The following is a 17049-nucleotide window of genomic DNA, read 5'->3' as shown; positions in this document are numbered from 1 at the left end:
CAAAGTGTTTGCTAAAGGCTAGTTAACATGTTATGCTTAATTCATTCGATTACTAGAATGGAGGCAATCGCATGTTACCTAAATATGAACAAATTAAACAAGACCTTTTACGTGAAATAAAAAATCATACCTTTATTCCTGGTGATAAATTTTATTCTGAAGCCGATATTAAACGAAAATATGCTGTTAGTTCTATCACAGCTGTCAAAGCACTGAATGAGCTAACCAGTGCAGGTTACTTGTATCGTATCCAAGGAAAAGGGACCTTTGTTTCGAAATCAAAAGTTTCTCAAAATGTAAAATTTTCTGATATCGAGTTGCATTCTTTAGACTCTGAAAAAGTTAAAGTCCTTTCAATTGAAGAAGAAAATCAAGCCGAAATTTTAAAGGAATTAGGCTTACCAGCTAACGCTTCTTATTATAGAATCAAGCGTGTACGCTATTCTGAAGATACACCCTTTCTCGTACATATCACACATCTTCCCAAAAAGCTTGTTAAAGAGCCGCTCTCAAAGGACCTCACAGCTTATGCAAGTGTGTATGAACGAGTCCGTAAAGATTTTTCAGTAGACCTCTTCTCGTTGGCTTCTGTAGAAACAAATGAAATTGTCTTTCCCGAAGATGCAGAGTTATTGAATTTACTTCAATTAAGTTTTCGTGAACCCGCTGTTAAACAAGTTAAACATTCCTATCTCGCAGATGGTAGTGTTGCTGAATATATTATTAGTTATAAACATTGGAAATATTTCAAAACCAAAATAGAAGTAGAAGCCGAATAAATTTCAGCTTCTACTTCTATTTTTTTAATCTATGATTACTTGATTCGTAAATTTCAAGTACTCAATTTCAATTCCCTCTGTTTCAAAAATTACTACTTCATTTTGTCCTTGCTGTAAAAATTCTTTGGGACAATACAGCGAATGAATGGGTCCTATTTCCCAATAACGACCTAGATGATGACCATTGACCACAACGAATCCTTTGCCGTAGCCTCGACAGTCAATATACGTGTCTGCTAGCTGTTCTAATTCAAATGTTACTTGATAAAATGAAGGCTGCAATGGATTTTTTCCAGCTGTGTAATCAATCTTGGCTAATTGCTCTTGTGAAAAAGTTAAGGGATAGTGTTGATAGCCTTGGTGAAAATGAATGTCTTGCATCACTCCACCTCGAATTCCTTTACTTTGTGTCGGATTATTTAATTTAAAGCCATAATTAACGCGACCTAAGTTTTCCACTAAGATATCTAACGCAAGTGTGTCTTTTTCAGTTTGTCCTGAAATCAGTAGCTCTTCTCCCACTGTCTCTTGATATTGGGTAGCAGCTAAATCTCCATCTACATAAATGTGTAAACGATCACTGGCCTCGACGACTTTTAGTTTATTTTCATGATGATAATTTTTTAAATCAAACGAATAAAGCAAGTAGCCATAGCCTGAGCCAGCTTCTTCCATACTTAATGGATACGCGGTGGTCTTCGGTGTCATCATTTGATCTTTTACTGCGAATAAGGATACGCTAGCAGTTACTGGAAAGCTTCCTAAATTCCCCAGTTTTTTCGTGCGTGGTTGTGCTTGCCAAACTTCTGGACATACTTCTTTAATTGCTTTTTGAACGGCATAATATTTTTCTGTTGGTTCTCCTGCTTCTGTTAATAAAGCATCATAATCATAGCTAGTGACTTGAGGTAAATCTTTTGCACCTCGCGCCGAACACCCGTTATAAAAGCCGAAATTTGTTCCTCCATGAAACATATAGAGATTTAAAGAACCCACTGCCAGCATATCTTTTACTTCTTTCGCCAAGTCGGTACCTTCCCGCTGAATCACTGGTTCGCCCCAACGATTGAACCACCCATCCCAGTATTCCATGCACATCAACGGCCATTTTTTACCATGACGAGTCATAAATTTTTTCAAAACGGCAGCATTTTCTTTCGAATGACTACCAAAATTTCCTGTCACAAAAACATCCTCTTCAATTAACGTCCCCGCATCCAAAACCTCTTCCCAAGCGCCATCAGATGTAAAAAGAGGAACCTCAATCCCCAGTTCTTCCATTATCTGCTTGGTTTGTCGCAAGTACGCTTTCTCCATGCCATAGGACCCATATTCATTTTCAACCTGCATCATGATCACTGGTCCACCTTGTGTTATCTGCAGCGGTGCTAGTTTAGGCAATAATACTTGAAAATAGTTACGAACTTTAGTCATAAAAATAGGATCTGTCGAACGTAATCGCACACTTTTTTCTTTCAAAAGCCATGCTGGTAAGCCACCAAACTCCCATTCTGCACAAATATAAGCCGAAGGACGCAGAATAACTAGTAAATTCAGTTTTTCTGCCAAGCGGACAAATGCTTCAATGTTTTTCATTCCTTCAAAATCGTATACGCCTTCTTCTGGTTCATGAATATTCCAAGGAATGTAGGTTTCTACTGTATTAGCTCCTAAAGCTTTCAGATTATAGAGGCTATCTTCCCATTGTCTAGGTGTCATTCGAAAGTAATGAATCGCCCCGCTAATAATTTTTATTGGTTGTCCATTTAATAAAAAGTCTTCTTTAATCTCAAACGTTTGCATCATTTTTCCCCTTTACCAGTATCTTTGCCATGATGGTTTTGCTAAACGCATTAAGGCTTCCATGTAAAAATAATCGCCCCATAAGTTGGGTTCATCAATCCCTTTTCCTTCTGCATGTGCGTAAACACCATGGAGTAGCAGTCCTTCATTTTCGGAATCATTTTTCGTACGATAATATTCTCCTAATTGATAAATCATTCCTTTGGCAAGCTCTTTTGCTTGAGGAAAAGCCTGTAGTTTGTCTGCTTCCAATAAACCACATGTCGCAATTGCCAGTGCCGAGCTATCTTTGTCAGATGGCATTTGGTCATTAAAATCAAAATCCCAATAGGGAATTAAATCTGCTGGCAAATGAGCTAGAAAAACCTCCACTATTTGTGGATAAATTTCCGGAAATGGTTGGGAATGGAGAAATGTTTCGTTTAGGGGAATCCCTAAAATTGCCCAACTTTGGCCTCGTGCCCAAATGGAAGTATCACTATGTCCTTGATGCGTAGCTCCATGTTTTGGTTTGCCTGTTTCTGGATCAAAATAATAGGTATGATAAGTTGTCGCATCGAGTTTAATCACCGTTTTCATTAACGTATGATAGTGACGTGAGGCAATTTCCTCATAAACCCTATTTCCAGATAATTTAGTTGCTTCAAATAAAAGCGGTAAATTCATTAATGAGTCGATAATTAATCGATATTCTTTGGGATCACCATAATGGCCCCACGCTTGAATGAAGGAGCCATTTTCTTGGAATCGTGCTGACAATACTTCAGCGGCAGCTAGCACTTCTTGTTTACAGCGCTCATCACCGGTAATTTTATACCCAGCACCCGCCGATAGACTATATAAAAAACCAATGTCATGGTGGTCCAAAACAAAATGCTCCTCTAATCGTTGTTGAAAGCTGTCAATATTTTCCATTGCCAGTAAACGAAATTTTTCTTGGTGAGACCACTCATATGCCAGCCAAAGCATACCTGTCCAAAAGCCATTGGTCCAATCATCGTTAGCTTTGAGACGATATCGACCATTCGTAGCACAAGCTGAAGGAAACTGTGTTCCGAAACGCTGCATATTTTTAGCAATTTTTGAAACGCATTCATTTAATTGCGTTTGAATCCATTCATCTGTGACATTTTCTCCTAGAGAGATCAGTCTTTGTTTATTTTCTTGACTACACATCTCCACCACCCCTTAACTTGTTAACATATTAACTTATTGTATTATAACGTAAAAGAAAATAAAAAGCGACCTTTCTTGATTATTTCTCTTAAAAACAAGAGCGTGGGACAAAAATCACTTTGGATTTTTGCTCCACGCTCAAAAACTGATAAACGGCGGGAACAGAACCAACACTACGCGTTGCTCCGATCTCAACAACTTCTAAGAGCTAAAGCTCTAAGAGTTGAAGGTCCTTCGGAAATAAGCCGAAATTGTTGAGAATCCCGAAGAACGTAGTGATTCGATGATGAACAATACCTACTTGGTCTCCAAAAATCAAAGAGAAATTTTCGGAAATTTATTCTTATTTCTCAGAGCTAAACGGTTCTGTCCCGACCTCTTATTATTTATTCCGACCGAATACTTCAATTTGGGTCAACGCTGGAAACGGAGAAGAATCCAGCGCTTTTCGTAAGCATTTTAATGTCAAAGTTTGTGTTGTTTTCATTGGGAACTTTATTTCTTGAAAACAGGCGGTATTCGTTGTGGCAACTACTCGTTCCTCTCCATCTGAAAAAGCTAAAGTGACTTCCTCCCAATAGCTATCATGTGGGTAATCCGCCCGAAATAGCAAGCGGATCCAGTCCGTTTCTACAGGCCTGCCAAAGTCAATCGTTATCTGTGCCTCCTTTTGTTGGTTAATTCCCCAAGAAGCAAATGGATACGAGCCATGAGAAAGGTTACCAAACTTAGAATCAATAGCATTTTTCGCAAAGAAAACAGCATCGTCTCTCGTTTCAACGTTTGCATACGCATGAGGATAGGCTCCTGAATATTCTTTTTGGTCATGTGTATTCATAGAAAGATTTTGATAATTGTCTTTTTCAAACATGTGCGCTTGTCGAACCATTATTTGGTGCCTTGCTGAATGAAAGGCCGTATCAACAAAAGCTTTTCGAGCAGATTCTTCTAATGGAATTTGATATTCCCAAACTTTTTCTTTCAAATAAATCAATGAAGGAGCCAAAGTTTCATCTAATTGAACCATCAAATAAGGGGTAGCCCCTGTATAAGTCACTACAATTTTATCGCCAACTTGATAAAGGTACTGTTTAATTGCTAATACCGATAACGTGTCTCCCTCCGCCATGAATGGCGCTTCTGGCTTCTCGTGATCGATGCGGCCAGTAATAATCTGATTGTCTTTATTTTTCAATTCGATTTTTATCATTTTTTATTCCTCCCTTGTCACACCACCTACCAAACAAATCAGGCGATGCGTTCCTATTGGTAGCTCTTTTTGTAAATAAGGTAAACTTGTTCTTGTGAAAAACAACGATGTATTGGGTTCAGGTTGAAGAATACCTGCGTGGTCATACCCTTCAATTGCAACTATTTGCGAACACAATTCTCCTGAATCGACTCTAGCCCACTCTTTACCAAGTTCTTTTTCTGAAAATTTTCCAAGTAACGGTAGACTGAATCCTCCTTCTCGCACTTTTAATGGAACCGATGTCACTATTTCATGTACTCTAACATGCCATTCTCCAAAAGGATAAATGGTTGTTTCAATTTCTACTTCTTGAAAAGGTAGCCATTTATAATAAACTTGCTCCTCTGTTAAATAAAAATCATGAACTTTCCCTTTAACACGAAAATATTCACCATCACGAGAAACAGCCAATACGTTATCAAAAGCCCCCTCCTCATAACGCGCACCAGCTTTGGGAACGCTAAAACCAAAGCGGCTAGAATAGACAAATTTACTATATTTAGCCGCAGCATGTGCTTGATTTTCAAGCCATAGTCCTGCAGGATAGCCGAGGACATGCGTTTTCATTTTAGGATGGATTAATAACATGTTTCCCTTTTCTATCAAACGCTTTTCTTCTCGTTTTATCGCCAGCGGTTCAGCACGCCAAAACGGATGGTCTTGATCCACTGCGAGCAACAAAAATGTTTTAAAAGCCCAATACGGAGAGCCTGGTGCGTTATAACCTTCTGCCATTACTAAATTTTCGTAATGATAGCCAATGGACAACCGACCATCATAAGTGAAAATAGTCTGTTGCATCCAACAGTGTAAATGTTTTGCTAACAGCGTTTTTATTTGTCCCCAAGGTAACGCCTCTACTTCTGCAAATATCAAAGCTGCGAAAAACGCTCCTTGAGCAAACCGATACGTTTGACTACGTCCGTAAGGTAACGCTTCGCCCTCCTCATCAAAATAGTACAGATAGTCCTGCGCGAACATAACGGCTCGTTCTGTAAAACGTTTCGCACGAACAGGATCTCTTTCTCGCATAAATTTGACATAAATCAAACTATAATAATGAAAAGCAAACGAAATATAATAATCTCTTTGCGTAGTTTTACCATCCATATACCAACCATCACCTAAATACATGCGTTCAATCAACGCCAATTCTTCCTCTAGTTCCGCTTGGTTAATCACTTGTCCACATCCCTCGAGTGCCAAACGAATGAGCACTTTGAAAAACGTCCAATTATTTTTAGGAATTTTACAACCAAGTGCTTTATTTAACCAAACCATGATATTTTCTTGCTGTTTCTCAGAAAAACAGGACCAAAAATATGTCTTATGAAGCAATAAAGTTAAAGATAATGCTGCTGCTTCCACAATATATTGATCATAATCAACAATATCGCCCCAATAGTCTGGGGATGACGGATCAGTTCCTGCGATTAATTTTTCCACATAAGCATCTCTTAAAACATCATCTTTACAAGTAACCCAATACGGTCCAATTCCCCATAATGGTCGAATGAGCGCTTCCATTTCAGCATGTTGCTGATCATAGACAGCACCACTGGACCCGAAATTTACGCCAGGTTTTTCTGATGTTAAAATAGCCGTTTTTAAAGGTGTCATGATTGTTTCAAAAGCTTCCAAATATGCTTCTCTGGTCAAAAAAAGATTACTTTTTAACGATTCCATGCTTTTCGCCCCCATTAGTTTAATTCAAAGAATAACAAGGGCACTTATTTTTTTCAACTATCGTTTAATGAATAAAACGGCGTATTATGAGAGCAGCATTTCACCTTCCCCAAACTTAACATATTAATTTTTTCTTTATTTTTGTTGAACCTTGAGCTATTCACTTTATCCAACAAAACTTCCATTATCAAAAATGAATAATAAATGAAAAATAAGCAGTCTAACGCAGGAAATTCTCATAATAAATATTTTTAAAAAAAAGAGTCTATGACAAAAATCCAAAGAGATTTTTGTCATAGACTTAAAATATGAGAGAAAAGACATCAAAAGTAATGGTTTGATCAACCTTCACAAGTTTTATGATGCTTTTCAAGATATCATTTTGATACAATTTTACGCCTTGCGGTTTACAATAAAAGAGTAAATAGCGATACAGATAATCGCTCCTAGCAACGCTGAGATAATTGGAAAACCGCCGATGACTGGTCCTAAAGAAGGCAACAAGAGTGATGCTACCCAACTTCCTAAAAAGCCCACGATAATATTTCCAATAATGCCACCTGGCACGTCTTTTCCTAAAATTGCGCCAGCAATTGCGCCAATAATTCCTCCGACAATTAATGCCCATAGAAAGCTAAACATTTGAAAAACCTACCTTTCATAGTTGATTTTTTTAGTTAATTTTCCTACTTTAAGGATAAAACAGAAAGCAGACTTTTTCAAAAGATAGGACTTTTCAGAAGTCAATTTATTCTTCTACATAAGCTAAACGATAGGATACTGTGCGACCAAAAGAAAATACTTGCAAACCTTGTAAGCGATCTGATTTCAAGTAACCAATGGCTCCTTGGAATAAGGGTAAAACACCGGCATCTTTTTCAATTAATGTTTTTTCTAAACTTAGTAATTCATTCCAGCGTTTTTCAGGTTCATTGGCGTAATCTTTTCTAACTTTTTGGAGACCCGCATCATACGCTGAATCGTTATAACCAGAAGTATTTAAGCCACTTTTTGAGTCATAAAATTCTAAAAAATTAATGGGATCAGCATAGTCAGGTGTCCATGTTCCAAAGGCTAAATCGTAATTACTTGCTGTTTGTAAATCCAAACGATTTTGCAAAGGCAGTGATTTTAATTTGATTGTTAAACCTGGTAAATTTTGTTGCAATTGCCCTTGAACAAATTCAATGGTTTTCTTGGCAATCGCTGAGTCCGCTGAGATTAGTTCCAATTCAATTTTATCTTTGCCCAACTCTTCTTTCGCTTTGTTCCAGTTAGCTTGGGCTTCTTTAATATTATATGGCAATAAATCACCATTTTCTTTACGGAAATCTTCACCTGTGTCTGGATTTTTTGCAAAATTAGCTGGTACAAAACCATTTAAAGCTGTCGAGCCATCTCCTAAAATTTCTTTTGCAAAAGTTTCTTTGTCAATCGCTTGTAAAAAAGCTTTTCGAACATGCTCGTTGCCGGTAATTTCACGGCGATGATTTGGGCTTAAATAACCCACCATGGCTTTAGGCACAAAATGCGCTTGTTTTGACTCTTTATACTGAAGTGCATAAGTATCTGCTAAAACAGTGTAATCTAAGTCGCCATTATCAAAAAGATTGGCTCCTGTGCCAATTTCTTTCACTACTTGAACATCAATTTCATTCAATTTTACGTGTTCTTTATCCCAATAATGATCATTCTTCTTCAATTTCCAGGTTTCGGAATTGCCATCCCAGCCTGAAATTACAAACGGCCCATTGCCAACAAAATTATCTGCAGAAGTCCCATAGGCAGTACCTTTTTCTTTGGCAAAGGCTTCATTTTTAGGCATAAAAGGTGTCCCAACCAAGACTTGGGCTAAATAAGGAATTGGATTTTCCAATGTTAGTTCTAGTGTCTGGTCATCGATTGCTTTGACACCAAATTCTTCCATCGTGGCTTGTCCTTCCCGCACCGCACGCCCATTTTTAAAAATATCCATTTGATTACTACTACTTGAACCATACGCTGGATCGACCACGTTTCTAAACGCAACTACAAAATCCCCTGCTTTAACTGGATCCCCGTTTGTCCATTTTGCCTCTCGTAACTTGAATGTATAGACTAACCCGTCTTCACTAACTTGTGGCTCTGCTTTCGCCATAGCTAGCTCAGGATCTCCGTTTTTATCTTGTCGATACAAGCCTTCAACTACTTGACCAATCATATCGGAACTATAGACATCTGTATAATGAGCGCTGTCTAATGTCGAGAGTTCACCACCAGATGCGACGTTAATTTTCTGTGTAGCTGTTTCATTCGAGGTCGTTTTCGAACCGCCACTTCCACATGCTGCTAAAACCAAGCCCAATGCAACAAGTCCGATTAACCACTTTTTCTGTTTCATACCAAAACTCCTCCTTCTGTTCAAACAACTTACCTACATTTTACATGATTTTCCACACATTTGTCCTTTTTCAGCACTTACTTTTTGAAAGAAAAATATTTTTTTAAGAATAAGAGTTGACAGATATTTTTTCTGGTGGTACAGTATTGAAAAACAGAGAACAGAAGAGTAACTGTTTCCTTTAGTGAAGAGAGTCTTTGGTTGGTGGAAAAAGACGTAAAGAAACAGCGAACCACATCTGGGAGTTGACTTTTTGAACCCTTAGTAGGAAAGTACGGGACCACTCGTTAGCAGGCGAAGTTATGAACTTCATAAGGTTCGTGTTGCGAAACACGAATAAACTAAGGTGGAACCACGATAATTGATTATTCGTCCTTTGGCTATTCAGCCAAAGGACTTTTTTGTTTTTTTAGATGCGCTTTTCAACCTGAGAGAGTGCCTCAACTGCTCAAGTCTGTTGTCCTCTTTTCTATATGCTTAATGGGATAAGCTAGAAAAGCAACAGGTTTTCTGTTCCGTTCGAACAATTTCATACTTACAATCAAGGCTTAGGACATAGTAATTTAGCTCTTCCTTTACAGAGACTTTTTCATTGGCTGAAAGAAAAAGATGGATTCTTCTTTACTCACACCTAAAAGATGTTTTTCTGAATCCTTTAGTAAGAAAAACCGGTGACTCTATCGTTAACAGAGAGTAGTTGTCAACGCAACTACATAAGGCTTATCTTGTGAAAGATAAGTAAATTGAGGTGGCACCACGAATGCGATTCGTCCTCTTGGCTCACAGCCAAGAGGCTTTTTTGTTTTTTAATAAAAATTGTTGGAGGAAAAAATGATGGATTATATTTTAGAAATTTTACCTGCTTTAGTTAGCGGAGCTGGCATGACACTGAAAGTCTTTTTCTTTACGCTCCTTGGCTCGATTCCACTGGGGATTATCATTGCCTTTATTTTACAAAGTTCGTTTAAACCTTTACGTTACTTAATTAACCTCTACATTTGGTTAATGCGCGGCACTCCGCTATTGTTACAATTAATTTTTGTTTTTTACGGCTTACCATTAATTGGTATTGTCTTTGAACGTTACGATGCAGCCTTATTCGCATTTATTTTAAATTATGCTGCGTACTTTGCTGAAATTTTTCGCGGGGGGATTCAAGCAATTCCCCAAGGTCAATATGAAGCTGCTAAGGTTTTACGTTTAACACGTTTTCAAACAGTCACGCGGATTATTTTGCCACAAGTTGTTAAAATCGTGCTGCCTTCCGTAGGAAATGAAATTATCAATTTGGTCAAGGATACTTCTCTTATTTATGTTCTTGGCTTAGGCGATCTTTTACGTGCTGGTAAAATTGCGATGAGCCGCGATGTTACATTAGTGCCATTAGCTTTAGTGGGAGTGATTTATTTATTCTTTACGGCAATTTTGACTGTTGCTTCTAAGAAAATTGAAAAATTCTATCAATATTATAAATAGGAGGACTCTACCATGTTAACTATTAAAAATTTAACCAAACATTTTGATAACCGGACCATTATTGATCACTTAAATTTAGAAATTCCAGAGGGTAAAATTTTAACGATTGTTGGTCCTTCAGGCGGCGGAAAAACCACTTTACTTCGTTGTTTGGCTGGTTTAGAAACCATTGATTCTGGTGAGCTTTTGTTGGATGGTGTTCCTTTCAATCCTGCTGAAATGGACAATGCCGATCAAGTGGTTGGGGTCGTTTTCCAGGACTTCCAACTTTTCCCTCACTTATCAGTTTTAGAAAACATTACCTTAGCACCTACATTAGTACTAAAAGAAGAAAAAGCAAAAAGTCAGCAAGAAGCTTTAGAATTACTGGAAAAATTGGGCTTGGCTGGTAAAGAAAAACTCTATCCGTACCAACTTTCCGGTGGACAAAAACAACGAGTTGCACTTGCTCGTGCCTTAGCAATGAAGCCAAAAGTTCTTGGGTACGATGAACCAACGAGCGCGCTAGATCCAGCTTTACGCCAACAAGTGGAAGAAGTTATTTTAGATTTACGGAAACAAGGCATGACACAGATTGTCGTGACCCACGATATGGCTTTCGCTGAAAAAATTGCAGACAATCTTTTGACGGTTGCCCCCGTCCAATAGAAAGGAGTTTATGATGAAAAAGAAATATTCTTTAGCCTTGCTGGTTATCTGTTGTAGTTTACTCCTATTTGCAGGTTGTGGTAAAAGAAAAAGCAACGAAGATCAATGGACACGGATTAACGAAGAAAAACGGATTATTATTGGCTTAGATGACTCCTTTGTGCCCATGGGTTTTCAAGATAAATCAGGCAAAATTGTCGGCTTTGATGTCGACTTAGCCAAAGCGGTTTTTAAACTTTATGGCATTTCCGTTGACTTCCAACCGATTGATTGGTCTATGAAAGAAACAGAATTACAAAATCAAACCATTGATCTTATTTGGAACGGCTACACTAAAACGAGCGAGCGGGCCGAAAAAGTTCAATTCACACAACCTTACATGACGAACGACCAAGTACTTGTTTCTTTAAAAGAAAAAAACATTGCAACAGCGAGCGACATGCAAGGCAAAATTTTAGGGGTTCAAAATGGCTCTTCTGGCTATGATGGCTTCGAAAGTCAGCCTGACGTTTTGAAAAAATTTGTTAAAGACCAAACACCTATTTTATATGACGGCTTTAATGAAGCTTTCTTAGATTTAAAATCTGGCCGAATTGATGGGCTCCTAATTGATCGCGTCTACGCCAACTACTATCTTTCCCACGAAGATAATTTAAAAAACTATACTATTTCTCATGTCGGCTATGACAATGAAGATTTTGCTGTGGGCGTCCGCAAATCAGACAATCAATTAGTCCAAAAAATCAATACTGCCTTTGAAACGTTACGAAAAGATGGCACCCTTAGTAAAATTTCTCAAAAATGGTTTGGAGAGGATGTTACAAATCATTAAAAGTTGACCACTAAAAAATCCTGAAACTCTCAAAATCAAGAGATTCAGGATTTTTTTATCCAATTGTTTCTTCAAATTGTTGAGTGATTCGATACGTTTTCGGTTTCTTCCCTTGAACTTGAATGTACGCTTGTTTTTCTAATGTTTCCGTTATTCGCTTAACTTTTCCGTAGGACCAGTTTTGATTTTCTTGAATCTCTTTAATCGACACACTTTCGGTGCCATTTCTAAACATATGTGCTTGAATTAATAAAAACAGAACACTGCATTCATCTTCAGGTAACTCTGAATGTTTTAACCATTGCGTGGCTCTTTTCAACTGATTAGTCCATGTTCTCAGCTCTTCTAAAATTTCCGTTTGTCCTAATAAGATAAATTCATACATCGTCTGAACAAAAAGAGTTACTTCTCCTCTATTTCTTGGATTTGTGACTTCGGAAAAAGCTTTTTCATATTTTCTCTTATTATGGATTACGGCATTGGAAACAGTCAATCCTGTCAGTGGATCCAATTTTCTAGAGAGATAGTTAGACATCAAAAAACGGCCCATCCGTCCATTCCCATCATAGAAGGGATGAATATACTCAAAATAGTAATGACTGATACAACATTTAAGTAAGCTTGGTAGTGCTGATTGATTCATAAAAAGGATAAGTTTTTCTAGATCAGCTATAATACTTTCTTCGTTGGAACTCCCCTGATGAACAACTTTGTCTTTATCACTGATATATACAACAGATTTCCTAAATAATAAACCATCTGGATAGTCTTCTTCTTGGATATCAGCTTTAAAGAGTTCATCATAGATTTCTCTAAATTGACCTAATGTTTCTATTTTTAGCATTTTATCAGTCACGATACCTTTATACATGTTTACAATGCCCTGAAATCTTTCAGTTGAATTAGCATTTAATTTGTGTAAAACTTTGCTAATATCTTTTCTTGAACTTTTAACCCCTTCAATTTCATTCGTACTTTGTATCTCTTCAATCAATTGATAAAAAAAGATATTTTTTTGTACAATTTTTGGTAATTTATGTATATATCTCATTATTTCTTGAGAATTTTTCATAATTTTTTCTTGTAATACGCTGTGTTGAAGTAAAGGAACGTAGAATAACTCATAGGTTTCTTTTGTTTTCCGTTCTTCTTTGTCAAAGGGGTGGATAAATAACTTAGTTTGTAAAGTAGAGTCAAAATTTAAACGTTCTTGATATTTCTTTTCAAAAGAATCTCTATTTTTATAAAAATCTACTTTTAGTAATTTATATGTCATTATACCCCTCTTTTCTTATTCTAAATTACAAAAAAACGTTTTTTTGTAATTTAGAATATCTTTCACTTAAATTTAACATTCAAAATTACAAAATTCAACTATTTTATAATTTTAAATTTACATAGAAAATTTAGCAAATTCTAACTTATGAAGAACTTTTATTTTTGCTACACTAGTAAAAGTCGAGAGAATTTGTCCTTTTCTGCCTAGAACAATCATTACTCTCAATAAATGAAAGGAGAAAAAAATGCCTACTAATAAAAAAGAAGGAATGCTTTTTACTACGTTAATGTGCTTTCTGATGGTTTTCGGAATGAGCACCTATAATTTATTATTGCATGAAGAGTTTTCATTGTACGCCTTATCAAAAGGTTTGCTTCCTGGATTTATCGTTGCTTTTATTTTAGACGTTTTCATCGTTGGTGTCTTAGCTAAGAAAATCGCTTTTTCTTTACCCTTTAATAAAGAAAAACGGCTATTACTTATTCTGACCATTTCGAGTCTCATGATTATCGGCATGGTGACTTGTATGTCTTTATTTGGCTTATTAATGGAAGGCCAGACGTTGTCACTAAGTGCGTATTTCCAAGCTTGGGGCCTGAACTTTATTGTTGCCCTTCCTTATCAATTGCTGATTGTCGGTCCCTTCTCACGTATGATCTTAACCAATTACCAACAACGACAAACTTAGAAAATAGATTTCTTATCTAAGTTTTAACAGTTGCCTAAAAAAAAGTTAACCTTTTTGATTTATCTTAGTGATAGTTCATTAAAGGAGGAACTGAAGTTGAAAAAATATCGTATTAGCTTATTTCTTGGCTTGATTAGTCTTTTATTATTTATGACCTCTATTTTAGTTGGATCAACATTATCTAGCGATGGACTTTTAAAAGAACCCGCCTTTTTCTGTACGCCGCTCGGTTACTTTTTTCTCTTCATTGCCTTGCTTTCAGTTATAACAATCACATGTAAAGAACATATGAATCAAAAAGGTAAAACAAAACAACCTTAAAAAGAGCCTGACGTTTTGACACGTCCGGCTCTTTTTTTAATAAAAACATGTAAACTTAATTTGCAACAATATTTACTAATTTATCTGGAACAGCAATCACTTTGCGCACTGTTTTTCCTTCAATAAATTCTTTAACAGCTTCATGGTTCATTGCAATTTGTTCTAATTCTTCTTTACTTAACCCACGAGCGACATTTTGTTTGCCACGTAATTTTCCGTTCACTTGGAAAACTACTTCCACTTCATCTTCTACTAAAGCCGCTTCATCATAGGTTGGCCAAGGGACATAAGTTAAACTTTCCTCGTTACCTAAAATTTGCCATAGCTCTTCGCCAATATGTGGCGCGATTGGCGCAAGTAATTGGACAAATCCTTCCACATATTCATAAGGTAAGGCATCCACTTTATTGGCTTCATTCACAAAAACCATTAATTGAGAAATCGCTGTATTAAAGTGCAAGTTTGCCATATCTTCTGTCACTTTTTTAACCGTTTGATGATAAACTTTCGTTAAACGGCCATCATTAATTGTGGTAATTCGGTCACGCATTTTGCCTTCTTCATCAACAATCAGACGCCAAACGCGATCTAAGAATTTACGACTTCCTTCTAATCCATTTTCATTCCAAGCAATGGAAGCATCTAATGGGCCCATGAACATTTCATAAAGACGTAACGTATCCGCACCATATTTAGCCACCACATCATCGGGATTTACAACATTGCCACGTGATTTAGACATTTTTTCGTTGTTTTCTCCTAAAATCATACCTTGGTTGTATAATTTTTGGAAAGGTTCTTTGGTAGGAACCACACCAATATCATATAAGAATTTATGCCAAAAACGAGCATAAAGTAAATGCAGCACCGCATGTTCGGCACCACCAATATAGATATCAACTGGTAACCAACGTTTTAATTTTTCAAAATCAGCAATTTCATTTTTATTATGAGGATCAATGAATCGTAAGTAATACCAAGAGCTTCCAGCCCATTGTGGCATAGTATTCGTTTCACGTTTTCCCTTCATGCCAGTTTCAGGGTCGACGACATTGACCCATTCATCAATGTTTGCTAATGGCGATTCCCCAGTTCCACTTGGGCGAATATCCGATGTTACTGGTAAACGTAGAGGTAACTCAGATTCAGGAACCGTTGTGGTTGTTCCATCTTCCCAATGGATCACAGGAATTGGTTCACCCCAGTAGCGTTGACGAGAGAATAACCAGTCACGTAAACGATAAGATACTTCTTTTTTCCCTACGTGATTTTCTTCTAGCCACTCATTCATTTTAGCGATGGCTTCTGCTTTGTTTAATCCATTTAAGAAATCAGAATTGATATGCGGTCCATCCCCTGTATAGGCTTCTGTTGTAATGTCGCCACCTGCGATTACTGGTAGGATATCAATGCCAAATGTTTTCGCAAATTCGTAATCCCGTTCATCATGCGCTGGGACTGCCATGATTGCGCCTGTGCCATAGCTTGCTAAAACATAATCGCCAATCCAAATTGGAATTTCTTGGCCATTGACTGGATTTATAGCATACGCACCTGTGAAAACACCTGTTTTTTCTTTTGCTAAATCCGTTCTATTTAAATCAGATTTTTTTGAGGTTTCTTCAATATATGCTTCTACAGCTGCTGTTTGTTCAGGTGTCGTAATTTTTTTCACTAGTTCTAGTTCAGGAGCTAGAACAGTATAGGTTGCACCGAACAAGGTATCAGGACGGGTTGTAAACACCGTGAAACTTTCTTCTGTGCCAGCGACTTTAAAGGTCACATTGGCTCCTTCAGAACGTCCAATCCAATTTCGTTGCATATCTTTAATACTTTCTGGCCAATCAACAAGCTCTAAATCTTCTAATAAGCGATCTGCATAAGCAGTAATTTTCAGCATCCATTGACGCATTGGTCGGCGAACCACATCATAACCGCCACGTTCACTTTTTCCATCAATGACTTCTTCATTTGAAATAACAGTTCCTAGTTCAGGGACCCAGTTAACCGCAACTTCTGCTTCATAAGCTAACCCTTTTTCATATAATTTTGTAAATATCCATTGTGTCCATTTATAATATTCGGGATCAGTGGTATTAATTTCGCGATTCCAATCATAGCTGAATCCTAATGAATTAATTTGGCGACGGAATGTTTCGATATTTTTCTTAGTAAATTCAGCTGGGTCATTTCCTGTGTCTAACGCATATTGTTCTGCTGGCAAACCAAACGCATCCCAGCCCATTGGATGCAACACATTATAGCCTTGCGCACGTTTCATACGTGAAAGAATATCGGTTGCTGTATAGCCTTCCGGGTGACCTACGTGTAAGCCTTGTCCAGATGGATAGGGAAACATATCTAGTGCATAAAATTTTTCTTTATTTGGGTCGTCCAATGTATTGAAACAATTGTTCTTAGCCCAATATTTTTGCCATTTCTTCTCAATCTCTTTGTGATTGTAGCTCATGTTATTCCTCCTAGTAATATAAAATTTTTCATTCTTAAAATTTGCCACCTGCAGCCATCGTCACTATTCTGACTTAAACTAGCCACTTAGTGATAAAAAAAAGTCCTATAGGAAAAATTCCTATAGGACGTGAACATACAAATGCAACGTGGTACCACCTAAATTCGTCAAAGAAACGGTCAGTCACCGTCACCTTAACCTCAAACGTCTTAACGATCGTCACCGACTTTTCCTACTTGGTTTGTTCAAAAAAGTAACT

Annotated in this window: 14 protein-coding genes and 3 other annotated features (1 of these 17 cut by a window edge); of the genes, 6 read left to right on the top strand and 8 right to left on the bottom strand. The window is 37.2% G+C overall.

Annotated features, from left to right (window positions below):
- Positions 1 to 71: 71 nt before the first annotated feature.
- Positions 72 to 779, top strand: a complete 708-nt coding sequence (locus IGL36_RS02860) for a GntR family transcriptional regulator (protein WP_002366233.1) — start codon at positions 72 to 74, stop codon at positions 777 to 779.
- Positions 780 to 803: 24 nt separating this feature from the next.
- Here IGL36_RS02860 and IGL36_RS02855 read toward each other — a convergent pair whose 3' ends face one another.
- The 6 genes from IGL36_RS02855 to IGL36_RS02830 form a co-directional block, all read right to left on the bottom strand.
- A complete protein-coding gene (locus tag IGL36_RS02855) occupies positions 804 to 2582 on the bottom strand; it encodes a glycoside hydrolase family 35 protein (RefSeq protein ID WP_033605461.1) in 1779 nt (592 codons plus the stop codon).
- A gap of 12 nt (positions 2583 to 2594) precedes the next feature.
- Positions 2595 to 3758: a glycoside hydrolase family 88 protein gene (locus IGL36_RS02850; RefSeq protein WP_002398087.1), complete on the bottom strand. Its 1164-nt coding sequence runs from the start codon at positions 3756 to 3758 to the stop codon at positions 2595 to 2597.
- Positions 3759 to 4140: 382 nt separating this feature from the next.
- Positions 4141 to 4968 carry a hypothetical protein gene (locus tag IGL36_RS02845; RefSeq protein ID WP_129238658.1) on the bottom strand — a complete coding sequence of 276 codons (828 nt, stop codon included), beginning with the start codon at positions 4966 to 4968 and terminating at the stop codon, positions 4141 to 4143.
- 3 nt (positions 4969 to 4971) lie between these two features.
- Positions 4972 to 6711, bottom strand: a complete 1740-nt coding sequence (locus IGL36_RS02840) for a DUF2264 domain-containing protein (RefSeq protein WP_201292311.1) — start codon at positions 6709 to 6711, stop codon at positions 4972 to 4974.
- 378 nt (positions 6712 to 7089) lie between these two features.
- Complete coding sequence (locus tag IGL36_RS02835) at positions 7090 to 7338, bottom strand: GlsB/YeaQ/YmgE family stress response membrane protein (RefSeq protein WP_002355684.1); 249 nt, start codon at positions 7336 to 7338, stop codon at positions 7090 to 7092.
- Positions 7339 to 7444: 106 nt separating this feature from the next.
- Positions 7445 to 9076, bottom strand: coding sequence for a peptide ABC transporter substrate-binding protein (locus tag IGL36_RS02830; protein WP_159154313.1), 1632 nt, complete (start codon positions 9074 to 9076; stop codon positions 7445 to 7447).
- Between the two features lie 147 nt (positions 9077 to 9223).
- Positions 9224 to 9456: a binding site (T-box leader), on the top strand.
- Positions 9457 to 9611: 155 nt separating this feature from the next.
- Positions 9612 to 9854, top strand: a binding site (T-box leader).
- 53 nt (positions 9855 to 9907) lie between these two features.
- On the opposite strand from IGL36_RS02830, the gene IGL36_RS02825 reads away from it, so the two are divergent.
- From IGL36_RS02825 to IGL36_RS02815, 3 genes are read left to right on the top strand one after another with little or no spacing between them, the layout of a single operon-like run.
- Positions 9908 to 10552: an amino acid ABC transporter permease gene (locus IGL36_RS02825; RefSeq protein ID WP_002398092.1), complete on the top strand. Its 645-nt coding sequence runs from the start codon at positions 9908 to 9910 to the stop codon at positions 10550 to 10552.
- A gap of 12 nt (positions 10553 to 10564) precedes the next feature.
- A complete protein-coding gene (locus tag IGL36_RS02820; protein ID WP_002355681.1) occupies positions 10565 to 11200 on the top strand; it encodes an amino acid ABC transporter ATP-binding protein in 636 nt (211 codons plus the stop codon).
- A 10-nt stretch (positions 11201 to 11210) separates the two neighbouring features.
- Positions 11211 to 12032 carry an amino acid ABC transporter substrate-binding protein gene (locus tag IGL36_RS02815; protein WP_002368082.1) on the top strand — a complete coding sequence of 274 codons (822 nt, stop codon included), beginning with the start codon at positions 11211 to 11213 and terminating at the stop codon, positions 12030 to 12032.
- Between the two features lie 55 nt (positions 12033 to 12087).
- On the opposite strand, the gene IGL36_RS02810 is transcribed toward IGL36_RS02815, so the two are convergent.
- A complete protein-coding gene (locus IGL36_RS02810; RefSeq protein ID WP_002376018.1) occupies positions 12088 to 13308 on the bottom strand; it encodes a Fic family protein in 1221 nt (406 codons plus the stop codon).
- Between the two features lie 247 nt (positions 13309 to 13555).
- Here IGL36_RS02810 and IGL36_RS02805 point away from each other — a divergent pair, with 247 nt between their 5' ends.
- Positions 13556 to 13999, top strand: coding sequence for a hypothetical protein (locus IGL36_RS02805; protein WP_002379142.1), 444 nt, complete (start codon positions 13556 to 13558; stop codon positions 13997 to 13999).
- A 96-nt stretch (positions 14000 to 14095) separates the two neighbouring features.
- Positions 14096 to 14320, top strand: coding sequence for a DUF3955 domain-containing protein (locus tag IGL36_RS02800; RefSeq protein WP_002390916.1), 225 nt, complete (start codon positions 14096 to 14098; stop codon positions 14318 to 14320).
- A 55-nt stretch (positions 14321 to 14375) separates the two neighbouring features.
- Here the strand turns inward: IGL36_RS02800 and leuS are convergent, their stop codons facing one another.
- Positions 14376 to 16790 carry a leucine--tRNA ligase gene (gene leuS, locus IGL36_RS02795; protein ID WP_002364766.1) on the bottom strand — a complete coding sequence of 805 codons (2415 nt, stop codon included), beginning with the start codon at positions 16788 to 16790 and terminating at the stop codon, positions 14376 to 14378.
- 120 nt (positions 16791 to 16910) lie between these two features.
- Positions 16911 to 17049: a binding site (T-box leader), on the bottom strand; it runs 94 nt beyond the window's last position.

Origin of the sequence: Enterococcus sp. AZ011, assembly GCF_050548355.1 — a bacterium.
GTDB lineage: Bacteria > Bacillota > Bacilli > Lactobacillales > Enterococcaceae > Enterococcus > Enterococcus faecalis.
This window is presented reverse-complemented; position numbering and strand designations above follow the sequence as displayed.

What these genes read in the sequence shown, in the direction of transcription:
- IGL36_RS02860 (WP_002366233.1), top strand. Translation starts at nt 72, where the DNA reads ATGTTACCTAAATATGAACAAATTAAACAAGACCTTTTACGTGAAATA.
- IGL36_RS02855 (WP_033605461.1), bottom strand. Translation starts at nt 2,582, where the DNA reads ATGCAAACGTTTGAGATTAAAGAAGACTTTTTATTAAATGGACAACCA.
- IGL36_RS02850 (WP_002398087.1), bottom strand. Translation starts at nt 3,758, where the DNA reads ATGTGTAGTCAAGAAAATAAACAAAGACTGATCTCTCTAGGAGAAAAT.
- IGL36_RS02845 (WP_129238658.1), bottom strand. Translation starts at nt 4,968, where the DNA reads ATGATAAAAATCGAATTGAAAAATAAAGACAATCAGATTATTACTGGC.
- IGL36_RS02840 (WP_201292311.1), bottom strand. Translation starts at nt 6,711, where the DNA reads ATGGGGGCGAAAAGCATGGAATCGTTAAAAAGTAATCTTTTTTTGACC.
- IGL36_RS02835 (WP_002355684.1), bottom strand. Translation starts at nt 7,338, where the DNA reads ATGTTTAGCTTTCTATGGGCATTAATTGTCGGAGGAATTATTGGCGCA.
- IGL36_RS02830 (WP_159154313.1), bottom strand. Translation starts at nt 9,076, where the DNA reads ATGAAACAGAAAAAGTGGTTAATCGGACTTGTTGCATTGGGCTTGGTT.
- IGL36_RS02825 (WP_002398092.1), top strand. Translation starts at nt 9,908, where the DNA reads ATGATGGATTATATTTTAGAAATTTTACCTGCTTTAGTTAGCGGAGCT.
- IGL36_RS02820 (WP_002355681.1), top strand. Translation starts at nt 10,565, where the DNA reads ATGTTAACTATTAAAAATTTAACCAAACATTTTGATAACCGGACCATT.
- IGL36_RS02815 (WP_002368082.1), top strand. Translation starts at nt 11,211, where the DNA reads ATGATGAAAAAGAAATATTCTTTAGCCTTGCTGGTTATCTGTTGTAGT.
- IGL36_RS02810 (WP_002376018.1), bottom strand. Translation starts at nt 13,308, where the DNA reads ATGACATATAAATTACTAAAAGTAGATTTTTATAAAAATAGAGATTCT.
- IGL36_RS02805 (WP_002379142.1), top strand. Translation starts at nt 13,556, where the DNA reads ATGCCTACTAATAAAAAAGAAGGAATGCTTTTTACTACGTTAATGTGC.
- leuS (WP_002364766.1), bottom strand. Translation starts at nt 16,790, where the DNA reads ATGAGCTACAATCACAAAGAGATTGAGAAGAAATGGCAAAAATATTGG.